Raw genomic sequence first — 22,880 nt, 5'->3', positions numbered from 1 at the left:
TGCAGTAATTTAATGCAATTCTTTATGAAAAAAATATATTTTCTTCTGCCATTTATTTTATTAGGTTGTAAATCTACTGTTTCTGTCATACCTGAAAAAAGCTCAAAATCAACATCAGAATCTATTGAAGTTGCTTATAAAGTGGAGCAAAATGATGTTTCAGGTTTTTTAAAATATCTTTCTTCCGATGAATTGGAAGGCCGTGAAACCGGAACAAAGGGAATTGAAAAGGCGGCTGTTTTTCTTGAAGATTTTCTTAAGAAAAATAATGTCAAACCTTATTTTTCTTCTTATCGTGATACCCTTACGAACTTTAAAACACCTGCTTTTAATATTGTTGGCGTTCTGGAAGGCACAGATCCTGTTCTTAAAAAAGAATATGTAGTCTTAAGTGCCCACTATGATCATATTGGTCTGGATAAGATCAAAGGTCAAGCGGATCTAATAAATAACGGAGCTAATGATGATGCTTCAGGTGTTACGGCAGTTGCGGAAATAGCTAAATATTTCAGCAAAATGAAATCAAATAAACGAAGTATTCTTGTTGTGTTTTTTACAGGAGAAGAAAAAGGATTGTTAGGATCTAAAAGTTTGGTTCAAAAACTTAAAAAGCAAGATTTTAATTTATATGCCCAGCTGAATATCGAAATGATCGGTGTGCCAATGAAACGGGATTACTTAGCCTATATTACAGGCTTTGATAAATCGAATATGGCTCAGAAAATAAATGAATATACTGGTAAAAACACAATTGGGTTTTTACCAAAAGAAGCTGAATATCAATTGTTTTACAGGTCAGATAATTACTCTTTTTATGAAGCATTCAAAAAGCCTTGTCAATCTATAAGTACTTTTGATTTTGAGAATTTCGAATTTTACCATCATCCGTCAGATGAATTTAAAGTGATGGATATTCCACATATGGCCAATTTTATTCAGGAGTTCCTTCCTGCTGTCACACAGATCACAACATCTTCTACGCAAGAAATTACAATGAATAAATAGTCGTACCTTTTATAAGATTTGATTATTTTTGCTTCATGAAAAATATTATAATTACCGGAACGAGCAGAGGAATTGGTTATGAATTAGCTTTACAGTTTGCAAATGCCGGAAATCAGGTCCTGGCTATTTCAAGAAAAATTCCTCAGGCACTTTTAGAACATCAAAATGTTACTTGTCTTTCTGTTGATCTGGCTGATGAATCTGCATTAGATGCTGTAGAGGATTTTCTTTCATCTGCATGGAAAAAAGTAGACGCTGTTGTGCATAATGCAGGTGCTTTACTTTTAAAACCATTTGCTGAAACAACGCAGGCAGATTTTGAAAGTATTTACAAAGTGAATGTTTTTGCTGTTGCGAATCTTACCAGAATTTGTTTGCCTTATCTTCAAAAAGGAAGCCATGTCGTAACTATCAGTTCGATTGGAGGGGTGAGAGGAAGCCTGAAATTTGCAGGTTTAGCCGCTTACAGTTCAAGTAAAGGAGCAGTAATTACCTTAACGGAATTGTTAGCAGAAGAATATAAGGAAAGAGGAATTTCGTTTAATGTCCTAGCTCTAGGGTCAGTTCAGACTGAAATGCTGAATGAAGCTTTCCCGGGATATCAGGCACCAATTTCAGCTGAAGGAATGGCCAATTATATTTATGATTTTACACTTAACGGAAATAAATATTTTAATGGAAAAGTTTTGGAAGTTTCTTCGACGAATCCTTAGTTAATTAAAATATTAGTTGTCAGGCTGAGCGGAGCCCAAGTCCTTTAATATTTCATTTGATTCAAAAATATATTTCATAATTCATAATTACATTGAACGAAACGCTCGCAAGATATATACCGGAACATGCTGTAAAGCCCGTTTTTGAATTGATTGTTGCCAATCAGGTTCATCTGAAAATCGTTAATGAACGTCAGACACGTCATGGCGATTACAGAAAAGGATTGAGCGGGAAACATGAAATTACGGTAAATGCAAGTCTCAATAAATATAAGTTTCTGATTACTTTGATTCATGAGATTTCTCATTTGGTTGCTTTCGAAAAATTCGGGCGACATATAAAACCTCACGGAAACGAATGGAAATATTCTTTTCAAAGATTGATGATTCCTTTTATTCGTCCCGAGATTTTTCCACCCCATTTGTTACCATTATTGGCGAGGCATTTTAAGAATCCCACAGCAAGCAGCGATACAGATACAACTTTGTCATTGGCTTTAAAACAATATGATAAAGAAAACGACAAAAATTACATTTTTGAAATTCCCTACGGTAGTGTTTTCAGAATTCAGAATGGTAAGATATTTAAGAAAATTGCGGTTAGGACCAAACGTTTCGAATGTATTGAAATCAGTTCAGGCAGAACCTATCTTTTCAATCCAAATGCTGAGGTAGAATTATTACCGGGTAACAATTAAAAATCCCAAATTCCAGTTTTGACAATTAGAATTTGGGATTTTTGATGTCGAATTTAAAGGTTTATCCTTTCAAATAAGCTTCTCTTACTTTTTTAAACAGATTAGAAGAGTATACAAATTTCACAATGTCCTTGTTATCTGTTCTAAAGATTTCTTCTTTGGTTCCCTGCCAGGCTTTTAACCCTTTTTTTAAGAATACGATGTTCTCGCCAATTTCCATCACAGAGTTCATGTCATGTGTGTTGATTACGGTTGTAATGTTGTATTCTTTTGTAATTTCCTGAATCAAATTATCGATTAAAGTAGATGTATTGGGGTCTAAACCAGAGTTAGGCTCATCGCAAAATAGGTATTTTGGATTATTAACAATGGCGCGGGCAATAGCCACACGTTTTTGCATCCCTCCTGATATTTCTGATGGTAATTTTGTATGTGCATCAACCAAGTTTACTCGTTCTAAAACAAAATCAACACGTTCTTTGATTTTTGCTCTGTTGTCATTGGTGAACATTCTTAAAGGGAAAGCTACATTTTCAGCAACGGTCATCGAATCGAATAAAGCACTTCCCTGAAAAACCATTCCGATTTCGGTTCTTAATTCTCTTTTTTCGTCAGGATTTAAATCAGAATACACACGTCCGTCAAACTCAATAGTTCCGGAGTCCGGCGTATGAATTCCTAATAGACTCTTTAATAAAACTGTCTTACCGGATCCACTTTGTCCAATGATGAGGTTGGTTTTTCCAGTTTCAAAAACTGTTGAAACGCCTTTTAAAACTTTACTGTCACCAAATGATTTTTCTATGTTTTTTACTTCTATCATTATCCTAATAATAATTGAGTTAATATATAATTAAAAAGAATAATACAAACAGATGTCCAGACAAACGATACCGTACTTGCTTTACCAACTTCTAATGCACCGCCTTTCATGTAATATCCGTGAAATGAGGGAATTGTCGCCAATAGCATGGCAAAAATTAAAGTTTTAATAAAAGCATAAGTAATATGAAACGGAATAAATTCCATTTGAGCTCCCTGAATAAAGTCCTGACTGGTTGAAAATCCGCCATACGCACAAGCAAGCCATCCGCCAAAAACACCCAAAAACATACTGATTCCAATTACAAACGGATACATCAATAAAGCTACTATTTTTGGAAAGACAAGATAGTTTAATGAATTAACACCCATAACTTCTAAAGCATCAATTTGTTCCGTAACACGCATTGTTCCAATACTGGAAGTGATGTAAGATCCCATTTTACCCGCCATAATAACCGAAATAAAAGTAGGAGCAAATTCCAAAATCACAGATTGACGAGTGGCAAAACCAATTAAATATTTTGGAATTAAAGGATTAGTTAAATTTAGTGCGGTTTGAATGGCCACAACTCCTCCAATAAAAAAAGAAATAAAACAAACGATACCAAGAGAGTCGATAATTAAATCATCGATTTCTTTGAAAATTAATTTTTTCATCACAGACCATTTGGTCTGTTTGTTAAAAATTTCTTTCAACATTAAAAAATATCTTCCTAATTGGGATAAATAACGAATTAGCATCATAGTTTTTACAAATATTGGCTAAATTAAGGATTAGTTTACAGTTAATAGTTTGAGTTTGCAGTTTTTTAAGTTTTGCAACTAAAAAAGCTTCTGTTTCATTTTCTGAAAACGATAATTTCTAATGAATTTTGCCTGTTCGGGGGTAACTAATAAAGGAGTTTTAGCATTTTTTGCTTTCCAAAAACCTTTTATGTAATCAAAAAAAAGAAGTGGTTTTTTCTTCATCAGGGCTAATTTGGCTGATGCAATTGCTGTAATCCAGAAACCGTATCCTAATGTAAAAAAGGCTTCTCCTTGCTTGTAACGTGCTGTTTTGTTGTAATTGGCACCTGTTGGTTTAAGGTGTTTTACATGTAAAGAAGGATCTGTAACTATTTTCCAGCCGTAATATTTGCAAAGCAATTCATCTACCGTATCCCAGCCCATAGCAGGTTTTAAACCTCCAATTTGCTGAAAAGTTGCTGCCCTGTAGGCTTTTAGTGCACCACGAATGTGATCTTTATCAGTTAGGTTTTCTAAAATCCAATCGCCGTTTTTTTCGATGTAACAAAATCCGCCCGCCATTCCAATTTTTGGATCGGATTGAAAGTGTTTGATAATTGTTTCGAAATAGTTAGGAGGAAAGATTAAATCGCCATCTATTTTTACAATAATATCATATTCCGAATCCAGAGTTTCAAAACCTTTCTGAAAAGCCTGAATTACTTTGCTTCCCGGCATATGAATCGCATCTGAGGTTTTATTTACAACAGAAATATATGGATTGTCTTTGGCAAATCGCAAAACGACTTCTTCTGTTTTATCTGTAGAATTGTCGTTTACAACCACAATTTTTGAAGGCAAAACCGTTTGCGAAACCAAAGATTGTAAAGTCAGGCCAATTAAATCCTGTTCGTTATGAGCTGGTATAACAATATAGTACTTCATGAATTTTATTCTTTGGAATTTGCCGTTAGGCTTTTTCCGCGTAAACAATATAATAACGATTGGTAAAACTGCGTAAAAACGGTCTTAAGCCAAATTTTTTTACGGGATTTGCCCATTTTTGTCTGTCGATTATTTTCCAGCCGGTTTTTTCTAAAAGCCAGTCTAATTGCCAGTCTTCAAATTCATGGTAATGTCTGTCCCACATATCTGTTTTGGAACGATATGCCGGGGAAAACCACAAACGCATCGGAATCGAAATCAAGAGTTTGTCTGATTGAATTTCGTTTAAAATCGTAAACGGATTAAGTAAATGCTCGAAGATTTCGAAAGCAGTTACTACATCTGATTTTTCGGTTTTCAATACATTTTGATCTAAATCTAAATCTTCGCCGGTGGTGTTTTTTACTGAAAAACCAGCTTCTTTCATGATTTTAGAAAACGGATTTTCAACTCCTAAGTCAAGGATTGTTTCAGAAGTTTTGATATGCTTTTGTAAAAATTCTAAAGTAAGTTTGAATCTTTTATTTGGAAACGTTTTTTCGTACATAGTCATTGCGAGGAACGAAGCAATCTCTCGTTCTTGATTTTATATTAGGTCGCAAATATACAAAGTTATCTTCTTTTTTGTGTTTTTTAATTTGAATGAAAATGAAAAGTCTACATTTAAAATGCGGACTTGTTATAAGAAAATGCAAAGTAAATCTTTCGCAAAGACGCGAAGTCGCAAAGTAACTAAATTCAAACTTTGCGACTTCGCGTCTTTGCGTAAAATGTCAACTACATAAAAAAAACTTAATCTAATATTGTTGAATATATTCTTTTAATATCGATAAACAAATGCATTAACATTCATTCCTGCTCCAACTGAAGCAAAAATAACTACATCACCTTTGTTGATTTCGTGGTTTTCTAATTTTCCCTGAATTAATAAATCGTACAAAGTAGGAACGGTTGCGACACTGCTGTTTCCTAAATCATGGATACTCATTGGCATAATGTTTTCAGGCGGCGTTTTGTCGTATAATTTGTAAAAACGGGTAATAATGGCTTCGTCCATTTTTTCATTAGCCTGATGAATCAGGATTTTTTTGACCCCATCAATAGGAATTCCGCTTTTATCTAAACAGCTTTTCATGGCACAAGGAACCTGGCTTAATGCAAATTCATAAATCTTACGGCCATACATTTTGATATATTTAATGTCTGGATCCAAGTCTAAATTATATGATTTACCAAAGTATAAAAAACCAGCTTCTTCATTGGCAAAAGTGGCACTTTCGTATGATAATAAACCTGTTTCGCCATCTGAAGCTTCTAAGATTGAAGCACCTGCACCATCAGAATAAATCATCGAATCACGATCATGATCGTCAACCACTCTTGATAAAGTTTCGGCTCCAATCACCAAGACTCTTTTTGCCATTCCGGATTTGATGAAAGCATTGGCCTGCAATACACCTTCAATCCAGCCCGGACATCCAAAAAGGATATCGTACGCCACACATTTTGGGTTTTTAATATCCAGTTTGTTTTTGACACGGGTCGCTAAACTCGGAATCATATCCGACTGATGAGTACCAGATTTTACATCGCCGAAATTGTGGGCAAAAATGATATAATCTAATGACTCTTTGTCAATATTGGCATTCGCAATTGCCTTTTCGGCAGCAAAAAAAGCCAAATCTGAAGTGATATAATTATCTTCGGCATAACGGCGGTTTTCGATGCCGGTTATTCCTTTAAACTTTTTAATTACAACTTCGTTTGGATATCCAAAAGGGGTACCATCTTCATTTAAAAAAATATGTTTGTCAAAATCAGTATTCTTAACTTCCTTCTGCGGAATATAACTTCCGATGCCTATAATTTTTATTTTCATTAGTCCTTTTCCAAAAATTTTACGCTAATTTATAAATAAAAAAATAATTACAACCATAAAAATTACTATGCATGCATATAATTGTCAAATAATAATTTTTAACTGTAAATATTGTTTATTTTTTAATGAAATTTATATTTTGCCGAGATTTCAAACGATTGAAATGGGAAAGCCGTGTTAAAAAAGTTTCAAGTTTCAGGTTTTAACATAAGGTAAAAAAAACAAAACCCCGACAAGCTTTAAAACTTGTCGGGGTTAATGTTATATAAAACTTATTTTTAGTTTTCCATGTAAGCTTCAATAGGAGCACAGCTGCAAATTAAATTTCTGTCACCATAAGCGTCATCTACACGACGAACAGATGGCCAGAATTTATTTTCAGCAATATACTCTAATGGGTAAGCTGCCTTTTCTCTTGAGTAAGGGAAATCCCAGTTGTCAGTAGTTAACATTGCCAATGTGTGAGGCGCATTTTTTAATACATTATTTTTGTCATCAGCTGTAGCAGCTTCAATCTCTTTTCTAATTGAAATAAGAGCATCACAAAAACGATCTAATTCTGCTAAATCTTCAGATTCAGTTGGTTCGATCATTAAAGTTCCTGCTACAGGGAAGGAAACAGTAGGAGCATGGAAACCATAATCCATCAAACGCTTCGCGATATCACCTACTTCAATGCCGTTTTCTTTAAATGCACGACAATCTAAAATCATTTCGTGAGCCGCTCTTCCGCATTCTCCGGTATAAAGAATTGGATAGTGTCCTTCGAAACGGGCTTTCATATAATTAGCATTCAAAATAGCATGTTCTGTAGCACTTTTTAATCCTTCGGCACCCATCATGGTGATGTAACCATAAGAGATTAAACATACTAAAGCTGATCCGTAAGGTGCAGATGAAATAGCTGTAATCGCTTGTTCACCGCCTACTTTTAGGATTGGGTTTGTTGGCAAAAACGGAACCAGTTTTTCGTTCACACAAATTGGTCCAACTCCAGGTCCGCCACCACCGTGAGGAATAGCAAATGTTTTGTGTAAGTTTAAGTGACAAACGTCAGCACCAATTGTAGCAGGATTTGTTAATCCAACTTGCGCGTTCATATTGGCACCATCCATATATACTAATCCGCCATTGTCGTGGATTAGTTTCGTGATTTCAATAATTGAAGATTCAAAAACTCCGTGGGTAGATGGATACGTTACCATTAAACAAGATAAATCGTCTTTATGTTCAATAGCTTTTTCTCTCAAATCTTCTACATCAATGTTTCCTTCCGGAGTAGTTTTAGTAACGATGATTTTCATTCCGGCCATTGCTGCAGAAGCAGGATTGGTTCCGTGAGCAGATGAAGGAATTAAACATACATTACGATGACCTTCGTTTCTTGACAAATGGTAAGCACGAATAGCCATTAAACCAGCATATTCTCCCTGAGCTCCTGAGTTAGGCTGTAATGTTGTCCCGGCAAATCCCGTAATTACATTTAATTGCTCCTCTAGTTTTTTAAGCATTGTGATATAACCTTCAGCTTGCTCAACTGGTGCAAAAGGGTGAATGCTGTTCCAGTTTGGCATTGATAAAGGCAGCATTTCAGAAGCTGCGTTTAATTTCATCGTACAAGAACCTAATGAAATCATCGAATGATTCAACGATAAATCTTTACGCTCTAATTTTTTGATGTAACGCATTATCTGACTTTCTGAATGATGATTGTTGAATACATCATGCGTTAAGAAAGGCGACGTTCTTTCTAATGAAGCTGGTAATTGACTTGCAGTAGTTAATTCAGAAACGGTAAAAGTTTCTTTTCCTAAAGCTTCGGCAAAAATGGCAATAATTTGGTTGATATCGCCAATTGAAGTTGTTTCGTTGAATGATATCGAAATGGTATCGGCATCAACATAGAAAAAGTTTACTTCGTTTTTCTCTGCTACTGCTTTTACTTTTTGAGCATCTGCTTTTAACAAAATAGTATCAAAGTAAGCCGTGTTGGTTTGGTAAACGCCTAATTTATTTAAAGCTTCAGCAGCAGTAACCGCCGATGCGTGAACTTTATTTGCAATGTATTGTAATCCTTTTGGCCCGTGGTAAACAGCATACATGCCGGCCATAACCGCTAATAAAACCTGAGCAGTACAAATATTTGAAGTTGCTTTTTCACGTTTAATGTGCTGCTCACGAGTTCCTAATGCCATACGTAAAGCGCGATTTCCGTTTACATCGATAGAAACTCCAATGATACGACCTGGCATAGAGCGTTTGTATTCGTCTTTTGTAGCAAAAAATGCAGCGTGAGGACCACCATAACCCATTGGTACACCAAAACGCTGAGTCGTTCCAACAACTACTGCAGCTCCCATTTCTCCCGGAGACGTTAAGGTAGCTAATGATAAAATATCGGCAGCAAAAGCTACTTTGATTTCGTTTTCTTTTGCTTTAGCAACAAAAGCAGTATAATCGTTTACCTGACCATATTTTCCCGGATATTGTAAAATGGCTCCGAAGAACTCATTTGAAAAATCGAAGGTTTCGTGGTTTCCGACAACTAATTCAATTCCAACCGGAGTTGAACGTGTTTGCAGGATCGATAAAGTTTGCGGTAAAATTTCTTCAGAAACGAAGAATTTGTTTGTATTGTTTTTCTTTTGATCACGTGTACGAACGTCAAATAATAAAGCCATAGCTTCAGCAGCGGCTGTACCTTCGTCAAGTAAAGAAGCATTTGCAATTTCCATTCCCGTTAACTCAATAACAGTAGTTTGGAAGTTTAAAATAGCTTCGAGACGACCTTGAGCAATTTCTGCCTGATAAGGTGTGTAAGCTGTATACCATCCTGGATTTTCGAAGATATTTCTTTGAATTGGAGCCGGAACGATAGTTGGATGATAACCCAAACCAATATAGGATTTGAATACTTTATTTTTATTTCCCAGTTCCTGAATATGGTTGGCAAACTCATATTCTGTCATTGCGGGATCTAAGTTTAAAGGTGCTTTTAAACGAATATCATCCGGAAGGGTTTCATAAACAAGTTGTTCAATCGATTCCACTCCAATAGTCTTTAACATGTGTTGAAGATCTGTTTCTCTTGGGCCAATGTGTCTTAAAGCAAAAGCATCTGTTTTCATTTGTAGCTATCTATTTTTTAAAAAGAATGTAATTTGCAAAGTAAGTATACCAGGTTTATTACATTTTATAGTAAATGTGTTGTTTTTTTGTGGCGCAAAATTAAGTATTATTAATAATTTAATGGGTATTTTTAACTTCAATTTTTATGAATTTTTCAACTAATGAGTTGATTTGTTAACAATTGATTAGATTTAAGTGATGAAACTATTGAAACAGATATTCAATTTTTACCTAAATAGCAGTATCCACGTGGCTTTATCGTGTTATGCTTTAGTACGGATTACGTTTCATGTATTTCATATTCAGTATGATGAACAGATGGCGTTATTTGTTTTTTTCGGAACAATTGTGGGGTATAATTTTGTTAAATATGATGCCCTGGTTCGGGTGAAAAAAAATCCGATTGGGAATCAGTTAAAAATTATTGCTGTTTTAAGTTTTATTTCCGTGATTTTGGTTGGTTATTATTTTTTCCATCTTAAACGAATTACCCAAATTGTATCTGTTGCAATTTTTGCCATAACGGCACTTTATACACTTCCGTTTTTTCCAAATCGTAGAAATGCCAGAAACTGGGCAGGAGTGAAAATTTATATCGTGGCCCTTTGCTGGGTAGGAGCGACTTTGGTTTTACCTGTAATAAATGCTGAAATTCCATTTACAGCTAATTTTTTTATCAAATGTATTCAACGTTTTGTGTTGGTTTTTGTATTGATTTTGGTTTTCGAAATTATTGATTTGGCCAATGATGATCCACATTTGCAAACTGTTCCGCAAACTATCGGCGTAAAGCGTACTAAAATTTTAGGGTTTGCACTTCTGGTTCCGTTTTGGATTGTGGGTATATTGACTTTTAGTCTTCATGAACTCATCATTAATCTTATTATGGTGATCATGCTGATGTTATTTATATTGTTTGCCAATCCAAACCGATCTAAATATTATACTTCTTTTTGGGTCGAAAGTGTACCGATTCTTTGGTGGCTGATGATTGTTTTTTTGTAATTAGATTATTCACTACCATTTTTTTGATATTACTTAAAGTGTTGATTTTTCCTTCTTTTTAATAAGTTAATTTTCAAATAGACTCTTTTTTTCCTTTCTTATAACCAAGAATCCTTGTCTTGTAACATTTTTCTCATATTTTTTTTAACTCTGATATAAATTTGAATCAGAAATAAAAGCTAGCAATATTTATTTTCAATTTGTTTAATTTGATTTTCAGGTCTTTATGTGTTTTTTGTAAACACTAATTCTGGAACTTTAGTTAAAACAGCAAATAAAAAAAGGTGGAGCAGAACCCACTTAAAAAAAACGAACTGTTTCGCACAGTAAAAAGCGAAGGCGGATCTGAAAAGCCTTATGAGTAGGAATAAATTAAAAATAATATCATGGCAACAATTAATATTTTAATTGCAGTAGATGGAGCTTCACTTGCTTCACAAGTAGCTGATGGCAAACTTAGTGCAGGAACGCTACAATCACCAACTAATTTAGGATCTTATTCGTCATCTAATGTTTATATTTCCATGATTGCTCCTAATAGCTCAGTATCTAATGGAACTGAAGGACAATCAGAGTTGCAAATTTCTGCTAATGGCGGAGATACTGTAGAGTGGGCAATAACAACATTTGATAATAATTTTGATCAAACTCCTTATTTGTATTCTGGAAATTTTAATCCGGCAGCATCTATTAATACGCCTTTGTCATATGCTTCAGGGCAAGCTTATGCTTTTTTAGCTACTGGTAATCCACCAGCCACCACTCCAACAAAATTTGTAAATCAGGTTAGTACAGTATCTGGAACAATTTTAAAAATTGGCTTACAAATTCAATATACTTTATCTTTTACTTTGGTAAATAATTCTAACGGAGCTATTATTGGTTATTTTATGTGGGACCCTTTCATTAACGTTAATTAATTTTAACAGACAATTTGTATAATAATGGGGCTATTCATTTTTTGAATAGCCTTAATTGTTTTGGGTTTGAAAGTTTTGAATCTTATTTCTTCCATTCGTCAACAATAATCATAATACTATTGCTGTAACATTTTTGCCTCTTTCATAACTAAGAATTTCCATTTCATAACATTTTTTCATTTAAAGCTAAATATCTGATATAGTTTTGGTATAGAAAATAAATACTGTTTCTATTTAGAGATAGAATGGTAAGTAAAATGAGTGGAGCAGAACCCACTTAAAAAAACGAGGCGGTTCTGAAAAGCCTTACGAGTAAGAAAAAAAACAAAAAACACAACCATGGAAAATTTATTAGCAGGAGCTTATTTAGCAAAAGGCACAATCGGAAATGTTGGAATGCCAGGTGCTCCAATCGCAAATTTTAGCTTAGTAGTTGTACCATCACAAAATTCTGTATCAGGTACAGTTGTAATTACACAAGCCGTAAACGGTCCGGATAGTCATATAGTTGTTCAGGTAAAAGGAAAAATATATGCAACCGGATTTGGACAATACACAAAAGTAGTTAGTCTTCAAGGTGAATATGTTCAGTCTTTCCCTCCACCGGCAATTGGTGCTTTTTTAGCTAATTTTGATGCTCATTTAGCAATCGACAATGCATGGAACGGGACTGGAGGTTTTTCTTATTACCAACACCAAGTTGAAAATGTACCGGTTGCTGCAGCAAAAAATTTGCAGGAAGAATTAGTATAAAGTAAAATTCTTAATTGAAATTCTATTTTGGGGAATAGAGTTATAAATAAAAAATAAGAGTTTGTTTATTTAGGAAGATCATCTGTACAAGATGATCTTTTTTTGTTAAATGCTTCTCTAAAGCAATTTTATTATCATATGATTGTATTGTTTTCAGAAACTTCTTTAAGAATTTTATTTCTTTCCAGAAGAAAATGGATCATATGATTTTTTAAAAACAAAGTATCGAATAATTTTCCAATAATGCCAAACGGAGTGTCATATTGCAGTTTATCTGTCATTATGATAACTCCGTTTTTTTCTTCAAAAAAATGTTCGTGTTTGAAGGCTTTGAATTTTCCTTCTTCCATTTCATCCACAAAATAGTCATACAGATCCATTGCTGTAATTCGGCTTTTATGGGTAAGATAAAACCCAAAATGTTTTCCGCGCCAGGTTACGGTCTCGTTTAAATTGATTAGTCCTGATGTCACACCGGCAATTGCCACTTCATTTGATTTACTGGCTGATTGTTGGTGAATGTCGATATTTCTTGAGGCATCAAAAACAGTTTTTTGCGATGCGTTTATTTTTGTGGTGAGGTTTATGGTTGTCATTTGCTTAATAAATTTTTAAAAACATTATCAATATTGTCAAATTTAAACTTAAAACCGTTTTCTAAAAGTCTTTTCGGAATTACATTTCTACTTTTCAAAACCAATTCGGTTTCTGTTTGAATGAAGAAAGATCCAATTTCCAATAAGAATTGATTCATCGGAATTCCAAAAGGAAAGGCAACTGCTTTTCGTAGTTTCATCATAAAATCTGAGTTCGGAATTGGTTCGGGAGAAACAACATTTATAACTCCGGTCATTTCCTTTTCGATAATAAAATCAACCGCATTCGCAAAATCTTCTTCGTGGATCCAGCTTACAAATTGATTTCCTTTTCCTTGTTTTCCACCAAAGCCAGTTTGGGCCAAAGTCTTCAACGGAATAAAAGCACCGCCATTTTTACCTAAAACAATTGAAGTTCGCAAAGCTGTTTTAAAGTAGTTGGAGTTTCAGTTTTAAAAAATGCCTTTTCCCATGAAAGCGCCACATTTATCGAAAAGTCATTTCCAATTTCACCATTAACTTCGTCCATTTGTTTGTCCAAAGAAAAACGATAAATAGTTGCCGTTGATGAATTCAGCCAGTGTTTTGGTGGATTTTTACAATTTAAAACCGCTTTATTCAAAATCTTTGTGCTCTCAATTCTGGACGATAAAATTTCTTTTTTATTCTTTTCTGTATAACGGCAATCAACAGATTTTCCTGCAAGATTAATTAGAATGGTTGCATTTTCGAGTTCATTTTCCCAACCAGAGAAATTTTTGGCATTCCAGTTTACATATTTTATTTCGTCAATTGTTTGAGATTTTCCTCTTGTCAGAATTACAATCTCTTCAAATTTATCTTTGAAATGATTGACTAAAACCTTTCCTAAGAATCCGGTTCCGGCTGCGATGATGAGTTTTTTCATTGTATGTGGGTTGAGGTTTTAACCTGACAGTTTCTTAAAACCTGCCAGGTTTCTGGAGTACATAATTACGCTTTAAAAACCAATCTTTCTTCCTGTTGCGTTTCTTTCGCTTTTCTTTTTCCTCTAAAAAAGAAATATAAATTGAAGAATAACATCATGCCAAGATAAATAGAAAACCCGCCGATTTTGTAGCTCAGTTTCTCAATTAATTCCTGATAATTGTTGTCATATAAATTCATTTCCAGAATCATTAAGGCAAAACCAATATTTAAAAGATAAAATCCGGTTTCGAAAAGTCTGTTTGTGGCCTCGGCAATATCTTCCCTTCCTTTAAAAATGTCGAGCATAAATATTTTTCCGTTTTTGAAAAGTGTTTTAGAAACATAGTAAGTCAGGAATAAAGCGATTGGTAAATAGATGCCGTAACCGATTAAGATTTTTGTAGTTTCCATGATATTTGATTTTTGTTGTTATTTAATTAATTTATGAATGTATTTTGTTATAATTATAATATTGAGATAATGCAATACTGATATAATAAAAATAATGACAGCCGTTTTTTCGCAGATGATTTCGGTCAATTGTGGGAACGATACTATTTCCTGCCAGGAAATCAAAGTCATCGCACAATAGCCAATATTTAGAAGATAATATCCCAAAAGCAAAACCTGATTGATTATTTGACAGATGTCTGCATGGTTTGGAATTAATTCTGCGACATAAATATTTCCGTTGTTGTAGCATACTTTTCCAACTTTCAGAATAATAAAAATCGTAATGCTGAGATAAATGAAATACCCGGGGATGTTGAGGTTCATGATTATAATAATTTATAATGACCGGTTAAATTGTAAAGAAACAATGCAGTATTAATTAAAGCAAAAAGTACAAAAAGAGCATTCATACAATAGCTGCCAACTTTAAATATCAATTTTTGCGGAATCTGGTACATTGGATAATAGGCTATTTGAGTGGCAACTTTGCCAACCCAATACAAAGCGATTAATCCGGTCAAAGCAACAGCCAAGGCAGATTGTTCTTTTAATTCAGTTGTAAAAACAATGGCTATTAATCCAAAACAAAAATTTAATCCCTGAATATATCTTCCGTAGGTTTTGGCGATTTCCTGATTTAGAGGTTTAAGTTGTTTTACATCATTGTACCAGTCAAAAACATTGTGACGGATATAAGGATAGATAAGAGCTGTAAATATTTGACCAATTCCACTTAGAATTATTAGCCAATTTGGTATAGTCATGTTCATGATTTCTTTTTTTGATTGTAAATAATGAAGGTTAAAAAAAATATTAATGCTATTGGTAATGCAAATAACCAGTCCATACTTTGACGATCCCAAATTAGAAAGAAGAGAATTACCAACCCGAAATAAACATAAATTAATTTGTTTTTTGGAAAGATTGTCAAGAAGAAAATGGCAGCTATAACCTGTAATGTTCCTGTAATGGCTAATCCGTATCCTCCAAGTAATAGAAATAGTAATGCAATGATATTTATGATTTCGACTATTTTAAAAGATGTTTTCATAGTTATTGATTATTTTAAACTTTCAGAAAAAAATGAAAGTTTTGATTAAATTTTTTTACTTCATGATTTTTAAAACCAAACGTCCCAACCAGTTTTCATTAAATTCTGTCATTTTGTCTAACATATTATCTGCCTTTAAAACAAAATCATACAGTTTAGAAGTCTGATCTACAAAATGTTTTTCTTCAGCCGAATTACTCGCGTCAATTGTAGAAACTTCTTTCAATATTTTGAGAGCAGGTTTAATTTCTCTTTTGCTTCTTTCCCGGGCAATCTTTACCGCTAATTCGTCCAGATCTTTTTCGGCAGTAAAAAACTCTCTTCGTTCTCCGGCTTTGTATTCTTTATATACAATTCCCCAATCCATTAAAGCTTTTAAATTCATGCTGGTATTTCCACGCGAAATCTGCAATTCCTCCATAATGTCTTCCATCGAAACAGCTTCGTTCGAGATCATTAACAAAGCATGAATTTGTGCCATGGTTTTATTAATTCCCCATTGAGAACCTAAGGCTCCCCAGGTTTGTACAAACTTATTTTTTGCTTCTTTGAATTTCATTTGTCGATTTTATTGTTTTCAAACGGTCAAATGCAAATCGCATAAATGCTCATTGTCATGAAGCAAATGTAAGTAAAAGTTTTTAAACTTTCAAAAATAAATGAAAGTTTGTTTATGAAAAATAGCAATATGGGCTTTTATTAAATTATCGGCAAATCTTGCAACATTTTAAGCGGCTTCTTATACCCGTTTATGTCTGTTTTGTAGCATTTTTCTACCAAAAAAAACTGGATTAATATTATTTTTGAGATAGATAAGAAATACATAGCAAAGGTTTTTATTAAGATATATCTAAATTTTTTAGAGAAGCTTTTTAATGAAACTTTCAGCTTTTGTAGATCTCTCTTTATAATTATTGCTCCAAAAACCTACTAATTATGAAAGAATTCGAAAGCGAAAAAAATATGTTTAATTTAGGCGGCTATTTTTCTGATGCAGATTTTTTAAAGCAAATTGATGCAATTATACAAGAAAAAAAACAGACCTTTCATTTGGTGTTTCACAACTAGCTGATCAATTAAAAATCAGTAAAGCTCAACTTAATCGGAAAATACAAAACCAAATGAGTTTCTCACCCGGGAAACTCATTTTGCATTATAGGATGGAGCTGGCAAAGCAAATTTTGGAAGCAAATAAGTTTTCCATCGAAGAAACGGCTCTTCATTGCGGTTTTAGTGGCATAACTAATTTTAGCCGTAAATTCAAGCAAGAGTTTGGTGTTTCCCCATCTGTATATCGCCAAAATGTATTAATTACGGGATTTAAACCAGATGATTGGAAAATTCCTTTAAGCAATAAATGCTTTAATAAACTCATTCAATTAAAAAGTGAATATATATGGTTGGCAAAGTTGCTGGTTATTGTCATTGATAATCTTGATAACGAAGCTTTCTCTATTGAGATTTTATCCAATAAACTTTTTATGAGTTCATCAAATCTTAATCGAAAAACGAAATCATTATTTGGATTCCCTGCCATACGACTGATACGTGATATAAGACTTCAATACGCTACAGAGCTACTAATACTAGAAAAAAAATCAATTACTGAAGCAGCATCTCTTGCAGGTTTTTTTGATACCGCCCATTTTTCTCATGCCTTCAAACAAAGTTTTGACTGCTCTCCCAGTAAATATAGGGATACTTTCATTTTATTTCCTTTTGTTGATTTATTAAGAAAACAACTATGATTCAAATTGATAAAAAGTAGCTTATTCTGTACAAGATGAAGAAGGAATAAACTTATAATTTTGATTTATTAGAATTCAGGAATTTGTACAAATTGAAACCTAAAAAAATCATGGACTGATACTGCAGATTAGGAAATGACTAAATCATGAGTAGAAAAAAATAATCTTTTCAACAATGTAAATGGGATTTTTATTCCAAAAAAATAGAAGTACAGTTTGATTGATACAGTTTGTTTAAAAAATCTATTCGATATTATAGCTAAAAACAACTAGAGAGTCTAGTGGCTAGTAAAAACTTTGTAAGCATGAAGCTTATAATAGTATTAAACGAATTATTATGGCAGATATTAAAAAAGGAACCGTAATTAGAGGCTTAAAAAATGCCAATCATAAACCTTTTTCCAGTGAAGAAGTAGACCAACATGGTCGATTATTAGATGCTAGTGTAAATAGCATTGAAGGCTCAAACAATATTGCAGCAATTATGGTAGGAATGGATCCGGCAATGCATGCTTTTGGAACTCGTACATCAACAGCCGAAAAGATAATACAAAAAGGCGGAAGGGTTTTGAAGGCTCCAATACCAGGAAATCCAAATCATTGTCTAATATCGGGTTTAGAACTAAAAGATGCAAATAATCTGTTTAGCTGATATTGTTAAGGATTATGTGATATACTAGTTCAAGGGAAGTAAAATGTTAATCCATTTTAGTGGAAGAATAACCACTTAAAAAATCGAACTGTCCGCATTCAGGAAATAATGCAAGGCGGAACCCGAAAAGCCTATGAGTAGGGACAAATACCAAAAAATATAAATTATGTTAAGTATAGAAGCATTAAATTCCGTAACCAATTATACTATTTATTTAAAAAATGAAGGTAGTGATCCAAAAAATTTCTGGTGTTTTTTAGAAAAACCAATTGGTGTGCCAGATAGCGCCGTTTTTGCAAATTCATCTGCGACTCTAAATGTAGCGCCAAATTATGGAGGAACAAATAAGTTTGTCATTCCTGTTCAATACTCATTGGGAGCTGGTGCATCAAACCAAGCGGTAGATCTGGGTGTACAAATTGATACGAGTATTATTAGAAAAGCTGAATTAAAACAAACTTGGGAAGCGAAATACTCCACTATCCCACCTCCTAAAGGGCCGGAATTGAATCTTGTGCAAGGTCAAAAAAGTCCAGACAATACTATTGGTATATTGTCTAATGATTTTAACAAGACGATAAATGAAAATGGAGAGTGGTATAGTAACATGAGCTTTGGTATCCAGACACAAAATGGATTTTTAGGAGTTACCTGGTCTCCATCTCCAAATGATGACCATACAATTACACCAAAGTTTTCATTTTATATCGCTACTGGTTCTTTTACAAATTATGAGCTTGCTGATATTGCAACAATTTCGAGAAAGTCTGCAAAAGTTGCATTAAGTGATTTTAAAAACTTAGCGGTAACCATTACTTTGACAGCTACAGGAGACTGGTTAGTTACCCCTGGAAAACTTTAGAAGTATTAAAAGGGCCACATATTAAGTGGCTCTTTTTTTAAAATTAAAAACCTTATGGAAACATTCGATAATAACAGATCCATAGAGCAGCAGTTGTATGCCATGCAACAACGAAATCTTGTATATAATTATGATTTCAGATATTTCAGTAATCAAATTGAATTTAATTACGGAATTCCTGATGGTTGGTGTTATGAAGATCAGGGAGCAAATGGGAGTATTAATTTTGATAAAAATACAGAACGTTGCATTATTAAGAAAAGCGGAGATACTAGCTTAATGATTTTTAAACAAGCTCTTCATGAATTCCCCCGCTGGAAAGAAATGCTTTTGGAAAAAGTAGTTTCAGTTAAAGTAATTTTGAATCTAAATATTGCCGGAGATGTAAGCATAACACTTTCAGATGGTATTGATTCCAGTACTATTGTGAAAAATGGTATAGGAGATTTTGAAGTTGAAGTACAATTAAAAGTCAATAAGGCGTCTAAATCTGTTTGGATAAAAATTAGTTCAGCGGCGCCATCGATTGTGATTACTGTTTCAAAAGTATACGGGAATGTGGGTTTAATTGCTTTAGAAAACTTACCATGTATTGTGCAAGGTATTATAGGAGAACGCAAACAATATATTGGTACCGAAAATCCTCCAGCCGAAGAATTGTCTTTATGCCAGGCTCCAACAGAACTAAGTAATGATTATTCCAGATTAAATTCTGTGATTAATAATAGATTTGGGAGGGGACAAAATGGAAATTCTATGCTTATCGATATGCGAGGATATTTCAGCAGAGCATGGAACAAAGGTGCTAAGGTTGATCCTGATGCTGCAAATAGAAAACCATCCGGAACAGGAACAATCCAGGGAGATCATGTAAGTACTGTAGAACAAGATATTTTTCTTAAACACGATCATGGATTAGAATTTTCAGTTGATAAGACTATTTTAATGGGAGATAAAAGTTCGACGACAATTATAAATACAACCAGCACTTCTAAAACCAAAGAAACGGCTGATGGAAAAGAAACACGGCCAAAAAATATTGCTGAGCTTTACACTATTAAATGGGCATAATTAATTGAAATTATTAGTATAAAGAAAAAATCCGAAGTAAATTTTACCTCGGATTTTTTATCGTTTATCCTCCTTAGAATAATTTGATTGACCATTAATGTCAATTGGATTTCCTGAAAAACGAGGTTTTCGATTTCTCAAAACATCCAAAAAAGATTTAAAAATCGAACCGTATTCTCTAAAACAAACATATTTATATCTTCCATATTCTCCTTTATTGGCCGAATATCCAACCGATTTAATTCCAAGTTGCTGTCCGATATAAATCGCTCTGTTTAGATGATACTCCTGAGAGATTAAAGTAGCTTTTTTGATTTTAAAAATATGTTTAGCGCGATACATCGTTGAGTATGTGTCAAAACCAGCATAATCTATGAATATTTTGGTTGTATCAACTCCATGATTAAAACAGTAATTTTTCATTACGGTCAATTCATCATATTCTTCACGGCCGTTATCTCCCGAAAGCAAAATTTTATTGATTCTTTTTGCTTTGTATAATAAGATTCCGGCGTCAAGTCGGTCTTTTAAATACTTGGTTGGTTGGTTTCCTCTGATTCCCGCACCGAAAATAATTCCGATATCATTTTTTGGAAATCTTTTTAATGAATGATGAATGTGTTCTTTAGTTGAGGTCTTTACATATCCATTCACAGAAATGATAGCCACTAATCCGATCAGACAAGGATAAACGAGTATTTTTAAGTGTTTTTTCAAGTTATATTCTGTAAGATTAAAGTAAGAAAGCTGTGAAGATAGTTAAATTTATTTGTAGTGTTTTAATCAATTGAAATAAAAAAACCGAGGCGTTTCTACCTCGGTTTCCATATCTAATAATCTGAAGTCGAATATTTAAGAATCTTAAAGAAGTCCCGCTCTTTTCAATAAAGCTTCCGGTTTTGGTTCCTGACCTCTAAAACGTTTGTACAAAATCATTGGGTGTTCTGTTCCTCCTTTTGAAAGTACATTTTCTTTGAACTTTGTTGCTACTTCCTTATTGAAAATTCCTTTTTCCTGAAAATATTCAAAAGCATCAGCATCCAGGACTTCCGCCCATTTATAACTGTAATATCCCGAAGAATATCCGCCCTGAAAAATATGTGAAAAAGCCGTACTCATAGCGTTTTCTTTTACGTCAGGATATAATTGCGTATTGGCAAATTGCTCGATTTCAAAAGATTTTAAATCGGTAATGCTTGTCGGATCTTGTCCGTGCCATACCATATCTAAAAGTCCAAAACTCAACTGGCGCAACGTTGCCATTCCTTCCTGAAAACTTGCACTTTCTTTGATTTTCTGAACGTATTCAATCGGAATAATTTCTCCTGTTTTGTAGTGATTCGCAAACAAAGCCAAAGCTTCCGGTTCGTAACACCAGTTTTCCATAATCTGACTTGGCAATTCTACAAAATCCCAAAAAACAGAAGTTCCCGATAAACTAGGATATGTTGTGTTTGCCAGCATTCCATGTAAACCGTGGCCAAATTCGTGGAATAAAGTCGTTACTTCATTAAAAGTCAATAAGGATGGCTTTGTTTCTGTTGGTTTTGTAAAGTTGCAAACGTTCGAAATATGTGGTCTTTCGTTCACACCGTCTTTTACATATTGTGATTTGAATGAAGTCATCCAGGCACCGTTTCGTTTTCCTTTTCTTGGGAAGAAATCAGCATAGAAGATGGAAACTAAATTGTTTTCAGTATCTCTAACTTCATAAGTAGTAACTTCTTCGTGGTATTTATCGATGTCAAAAACTTCGGTAAATGTTAATCCATATAGTTTTTGGGCAACAGTAAATGCTCCGTCCAAAACTTTTTCTAACTGAAAATAAGGCTTCAGTTTTTCATCGTCTAAGTTGAAAAGCTGTTGTTTTAATTTTTCAGAATAATAAGCACCGTCCCATTTTTCTAATTGTTCGATTCCGTCTAATTTTTTTGCGAAAGCAGTTAATTCGGCAAATTCTTTTTGAGCTGCAGGTTTTGCTTTTGCCAGTAAATCATTTAGGAAAGAGAAAACTTTCTCAGGACTTTGCGCCATTCTTTCTTCCAAAACAAAATGTGCGTGTGTTTTATATCCTAATAAATTGGCTTTTTCAAAACGAAGTTTGGCAATTTTAAGGACATTCTCCTGATTGTCGAATTCGTTATTCTGAAACGATCTTGCGCCAAAAGCAATCGCCATTTTTTTACGCAATTCGCGATTATCTGCATAAGTCAAAAACGGAACATAACTTGGATGATCTAAAGTGAAAATCCAGCCTTCTTTTTCTCTTTCTTTAGCTAATAATCTGGCGGCTTCAATTGTACCTTCCGGTAAACCGGCTAAATCTTTTTCATCTGTTAAATGCAATTCAAAAACATTGGTTTCTGCCAAAACATTTTCGCCAAATTGTAAGCTTAATTTAGATAATTCCTTATCAATTTCTCTTAATTGATTCTTTTTGTCTTCTGGCAAATTGGCTCCGTTTCTGGAGAAACTTTTATATTTTTTATCTAAAAGCGTTGTTTGTTCCGGTGTTAAGTTCAGCTTTTCTTTTTGCTCGTAAACGGCTTTTATCTTTGCAAATAAAGCGGCGTTTAACGTAATGTCATTTCCGAATTCAGACAATAAAGGCGAAACTTCCTGAGCAATTTTCTGCATCTCATCACTCGTTTCTGCCGAGTTCAGATTAAAGAAAATACTCGAAAGACGATCTAAAACATCTCCGGCATAATCCATTGCCACAACGGTATTTTCAAAAGTAGGCGCTTCGGGATTGTTTACGATGGCATCAATTTCGGCTTTAGCCAAAGCAATTCCTTCCTGAAAAGATGGAATATAATCTTCGATTTTAATTTGCGAAAAAGGTGCTGTGTTATGTTTGGTATTGAATTTTGAAAGTAAAACACTCATTATGATATACTA

The 22,880-nt window shown here is 33.7% G+C and carries 25 protein-coding genes and 1 pseudogene; 11 read left to right on the top strand and 15 right to left on the bottom strand.

The features are described from left to right. The first annotated feature begins 24 nt into the window (after positions 1–24). The 3 genes from ACEN92_RS12125 to ACEN92_RS12115 all read left to right on the top strand — a co-directional run bounded on the left by ACEN92_RS12125 (position 25) and on the right by ACEN92_RS12115 (position 2,416). Complete coding sequence (locus ACEN92_RS12125; protein WP_495638624.1) at positions 25–1,005, top strand: M20/M25/M40 family metallo-hydrolase; 981 nt, start codon at positions 25–27, stop codon at positions 1,003–1,005. Positions 1,006–1,040: 35 nt separating this feature from the next. Further along, positions 1,041–1,718 carry an SDR family NAD(P)-dependent oxidoreductase gene (locus ACEN92_RS12120; RefSeq protein WP_495638623.1) on the top strand — a complete coding sequence of 226 codons (678 nt, stop codon included), beginning with the start codon at positions 1,041–1,043 and terminating at the stop codon, positions 1,716–1,718. Positions 1,719–1,810: 92 nt separating this feature from the next. Beyond that, positions 1,811–2,416, top strand: coding sequence for a SprT-like domain-containing protein (locus ACEN92_RS12115; protein WP_495638622.1), 606 nt, complete (start codon positions 1,811–1,813; stop codon positions 2,414–2,416). A 61-nt stretch (positions 2,417–2,477) separates the two neighbouring features. Here ACEN92_RS12115 and ACEN92_RS12110 read toward each other — a convergent pair whose 3' ends face one another. The 6 genes from ACEN92_RS12110 to gcvP form a co-directional block, all read right to left on the bottom strand. Next, entirely contained in the window at positions 2,478–3,239 is a 762-nt protein-coding gene (locus ACEN92_RS12110) for an ABC transporter ATP-binding protein (protein WP_495638621.1), read from the bottom strand. Continuing rightward, the gene (locus ACEN92_RS12105; RefSeq protein WP_495638620.1) at positions 3,239–3,985 is read right to left on the bottom strand and encodes an MlaE family ABC transporter permease; all 747 of its coding nucleotides are present in this window, start codon (positions 3,983–3,985) and stop codon (positions 3,239–3,241) included. The genes ACEN92_RS12110 and ACEN92_RS12105 overlap by 1 nt, the downstream gene beginning before the upstream one ends. 78 nt (positions 3,986–4,063) lie before the next feature. Then, entirely contained in the window at positions 4,064–4,912 is an 849-nt protein-coding gene (locus tag ACEN92_RS12100) for a glycosyltransferase family 2 protein (protein ID WP_495638619.1), read from the bottom strand. 25 nt (positions 4,913–4,937) lie between these two features. Further along, positions 4,938–5,459 carry a class I SAM-dependent methyltransferase gene (locus tag ACEN92_RS12095; RefSeq protein ID WP_495638618.1) on the bottom strand — a complete coding sequence of 174 codons (522 nt, stop codon included), beginning with the start codon at positions 5,457–5,459 and terminating at the stop codon, positions 4,938–4,940. Positions 5,460–5,732: 273 nt separating this feature from the next. Next, entirely contained in the window at positions 5,733–6,791 is a 1,059-nt protein-coding gene (locus ACEN92_RS12090) for a 3-oxoacyl-ACP synthase III family protein (protein WP_495638617.1), read from the bottom strand. Between the two features lie 278 nt (positions 6,792–7,069). Beyond that, the gene (gene gcvP / locus ACEN92_RS12085; protein ID WP_495638616.1) at positions 7,070–9,919 is read right to left on the bottom strand and encodes an aminomethyl-transferring glycine dehydrogenase; all 2,850 of its coding nucleotides are present in this window, start codon (positions 9,917–9,919) and stop codon (positions 7,070–7,072) included. 199 nt (positions 9,920–10,118) lie between these two features. On the opposite strand from gcvP, the gene ACEN92_RS12080 reads away from it, so the two are divergent. The 3 genes from ACEN92_RS12080 (at position 10,119) to ACEN92_RS12070 (ending at position 12,598) form a co-directional block, all read left to right on the top strand. After that, positions 10,119–10,925, top strand: a complete 807-nt coding sequence (locus ACEN92_RS12080) for a UbiA prenyltransferase family protein (protein WP_495638615.1) — start codon at positions 10,119–10,121, stop codon at positions 10,923–10,925. A gap of 386 nt (positions 10,926–11,311) precedes the next feature. Continuing rightward, on the top strand, positions 11,312–11,845 hold the full coding sequence (locus ACEN92_RS12075) for an AidA/PixA family protein (protein ID WP_495638614.1): 534 nt from the start codon (positions 11,312–11,314) through the stop codon (positions 11,843–11,845). A gap of 339 nt (positions 11,846–12,184) precedes the next feature. After that, entirely contained in the window at positions 12,185–12,598 is a 414-nt protein-coding gene (locus tag ACEN92_RS12070) for a DUF1842 domain-containing protein (protein ID WP_495638613.1), read from the top strand. Positions 12,599–12,732: 134 nt separating this feature from the next. Here ACEN92_RS12070 and ACEN92_RS12065 read toward each other — a convergent pair whose 3' ends face one another. The 7 genes and pseudogenes from ACEN92_RS12065 to ACEN92_RS12035 all read right to left on the bottom strand — a co-directional run bounded on the left by ACEN92_RS12065 (position 12,733) and on the right by ACEN92_RS12035 (position 16,205). Continuing rightward, on the bottom strand, positions 12,733–13,194 hold the full coding sequence (locus tag ACEN92_RS12065; RefSeq protein ID WP_495638612.1) for an SRPBCC family protein: 462 nt from the start codon (positions 13,192–13,194) through the stop codon (positions 12,733–12,735). After that, positions 13,191–14,101, bottom strand: a pseudogene (locus tag ACEN92_RS12060) (TIGR01777 family oxidoreductase). Before ACEN92_RS12060 ends, ACEN92_RS12065 begins: the two are co-directional and overlap by 4 nt. 65 nt (positions 14,102–14,166) lie before the next feature. Continuing rightward, positions 14,167–14,553 carry a hypothetical protein gene (locus ACEN92_RS12055; RefSeq protein ID WP_495638611.1) on the bottom strand — a complete coding sequence of 129 codons (387 nt, stop codon included), beginning with the start codon at positions 14,551–14,553 and terminating at the stop codon, positions 14,167–14,169. Positions 14,554–14,571: 18 nt separating this feature from the next. After that, positions 14,572–14,919, bottom strand: coding sequence for a hypothetical protein (locus tag ACEN92_RS12050; protein WP_495638610.1), 348 nt, complete (start codon positions 14,917–14,919; stop codon positions 14,572–14,574). 2 nt (positions 14,920–14,921) lie between these two features. Continuing rightward, the gene (locus ACEN92_RS12045; RefSeq protein WP_495638609.1) at positions 14,922–15,365 is read right to left on the bottom strand and encodes a hypothetical protein; all 444 of its coding nucleotides are present in this window, start codon (positions 15,363–15,365) and stop codon (positions 14,922–14,924) included. Next, a complete protein-coding gene (locus tag ACEN92_RS12040) occupies positions 15,362–15,646 on the bottom strand; it encodes a hypothetical protein (RefSeq protein ID WP_495638608.1) in 285 nt (94 codons plus the stop codon). The genes ACEN92_RS12045 and ACEN92_RS12040 overlap by 4 nt, the downstream gene beginning before the upstream one ends. A gap of 55 nt (positions 15,647–15,701) precedes the next feature. Further along, positions 15,702–16,205, bottom strand: coding sequence for a GbsR/MarR family transcriptional regulator (locus ACEN92_RS12035; RefSeq protein WP_495638607.1), 504 nt, complete (start codon positions 16,203–16,205; stop codon positions 15,702–15,704). Positions 16,206–16,582: 377 nt separating this feature from the next. Between ACEN92_RS12035 and ACEN92_RS12030 the strand changes: the two genes are divergently transcribed. The 5 genes from ACEN92_RS12030 to ACEN92_RS12010 all read left to right on the top strand — a co-directional run bounded on the left by ACEN92_RS12030 (position 16,583) and on the right by ACEN92_RS12010 (position 19,979). Beyond that, complete coding sequence (locus ACEN92_RS12030) at positions 16,583–16,714, top strand: hypothetical protein (RefSeq protein ID WP_495638606.1); 132 nt, start codon at positions 16,583–16,585, stop codon at positions 16,712–16,714. 53 nt (positions 16,715–16,767) lie between these two features. Then, positions 16,768–17,394, top strand: a complete 627-nt coding sequence (locus ACEN92_RS12025) for a helix-turn-helix transcriptional regulator (RefSeq protein WP_495638605.1) — start codon at positions 16,768–16,770, stop codon at positions 17,392–17,394. A 337-nt stretch (positions 17,395–17,731) separates the two neighbouring features. Next, entirely contained in the window at positions 17,732–18,046 is a 315-nt protein-coding gene (locus ACEN92_RS12020) for a hypothetical protein (RefSeq protein WP_495638604.1), read from the top strand. 166 nt (positions 18,047–18,212) lie between these two features. Continuing rightward, on the top strand, positions 18,213–18,908 hold the full coding sequence (locus ACEN92_RS12015) for a RhiA family protein (RefSeq protein WP_495638603.1): 696 nt from the start codon (positions 18,213–18,215) through the stop codon (positions 18,906–18,908). 54 nt (positions 18,909–18,962) lie between these two features. Further along, positions 18,963–19,979: a hypothetical protein gene (locus ACEN92_RS12010; RefSeq protein WP_495638602.1), complete on the top strand. Its 1,017-nt coding sequence runs from the start codon at positions 18,963–18,965 to the stop codon at positions 19,977–19,979. 57 nt (positions 19,980–20,036) lie between these two features. On the opposite strand, the gene ACEN92_RS12005 is transcribed toward ACEN92_RS12010, so the two are convergent. Then, the gene (locus ACEN92_RS12005; protein ID WP_495638601.1) at positions 20,037–20,696 is read right to left on the bottom strand and encodes a SanA/YdcF family protein; all 660 of its coding nucleotides are present in this window, start codon (positions 20,694–20,696) and stop codon (positions 20,037–20,039) included. Positions 20,697–20,840: 144 nt separating this feature from the next. Next, entirely contained in the window at positions 20,841–22,868 is a 2,028-nt protein-coding gene (locus tag ACEN92_RS12000; RefSeq protein WP_495638600.1) for a M3 family metallopeptidase, read from the bottom strand. Between the last annotated feature and the right edge of the window lie 12 nt (positions 22,869–22,880).

It is taken from the genome of Flavobacterium sp. Flavsp81 (assembly GCF_059491325.1).
The sequence above is the reverse complement of the archived record's forward strand: the minus strand, read 5'-3'. Positions and strand labels throughout refer to the sequence as shown.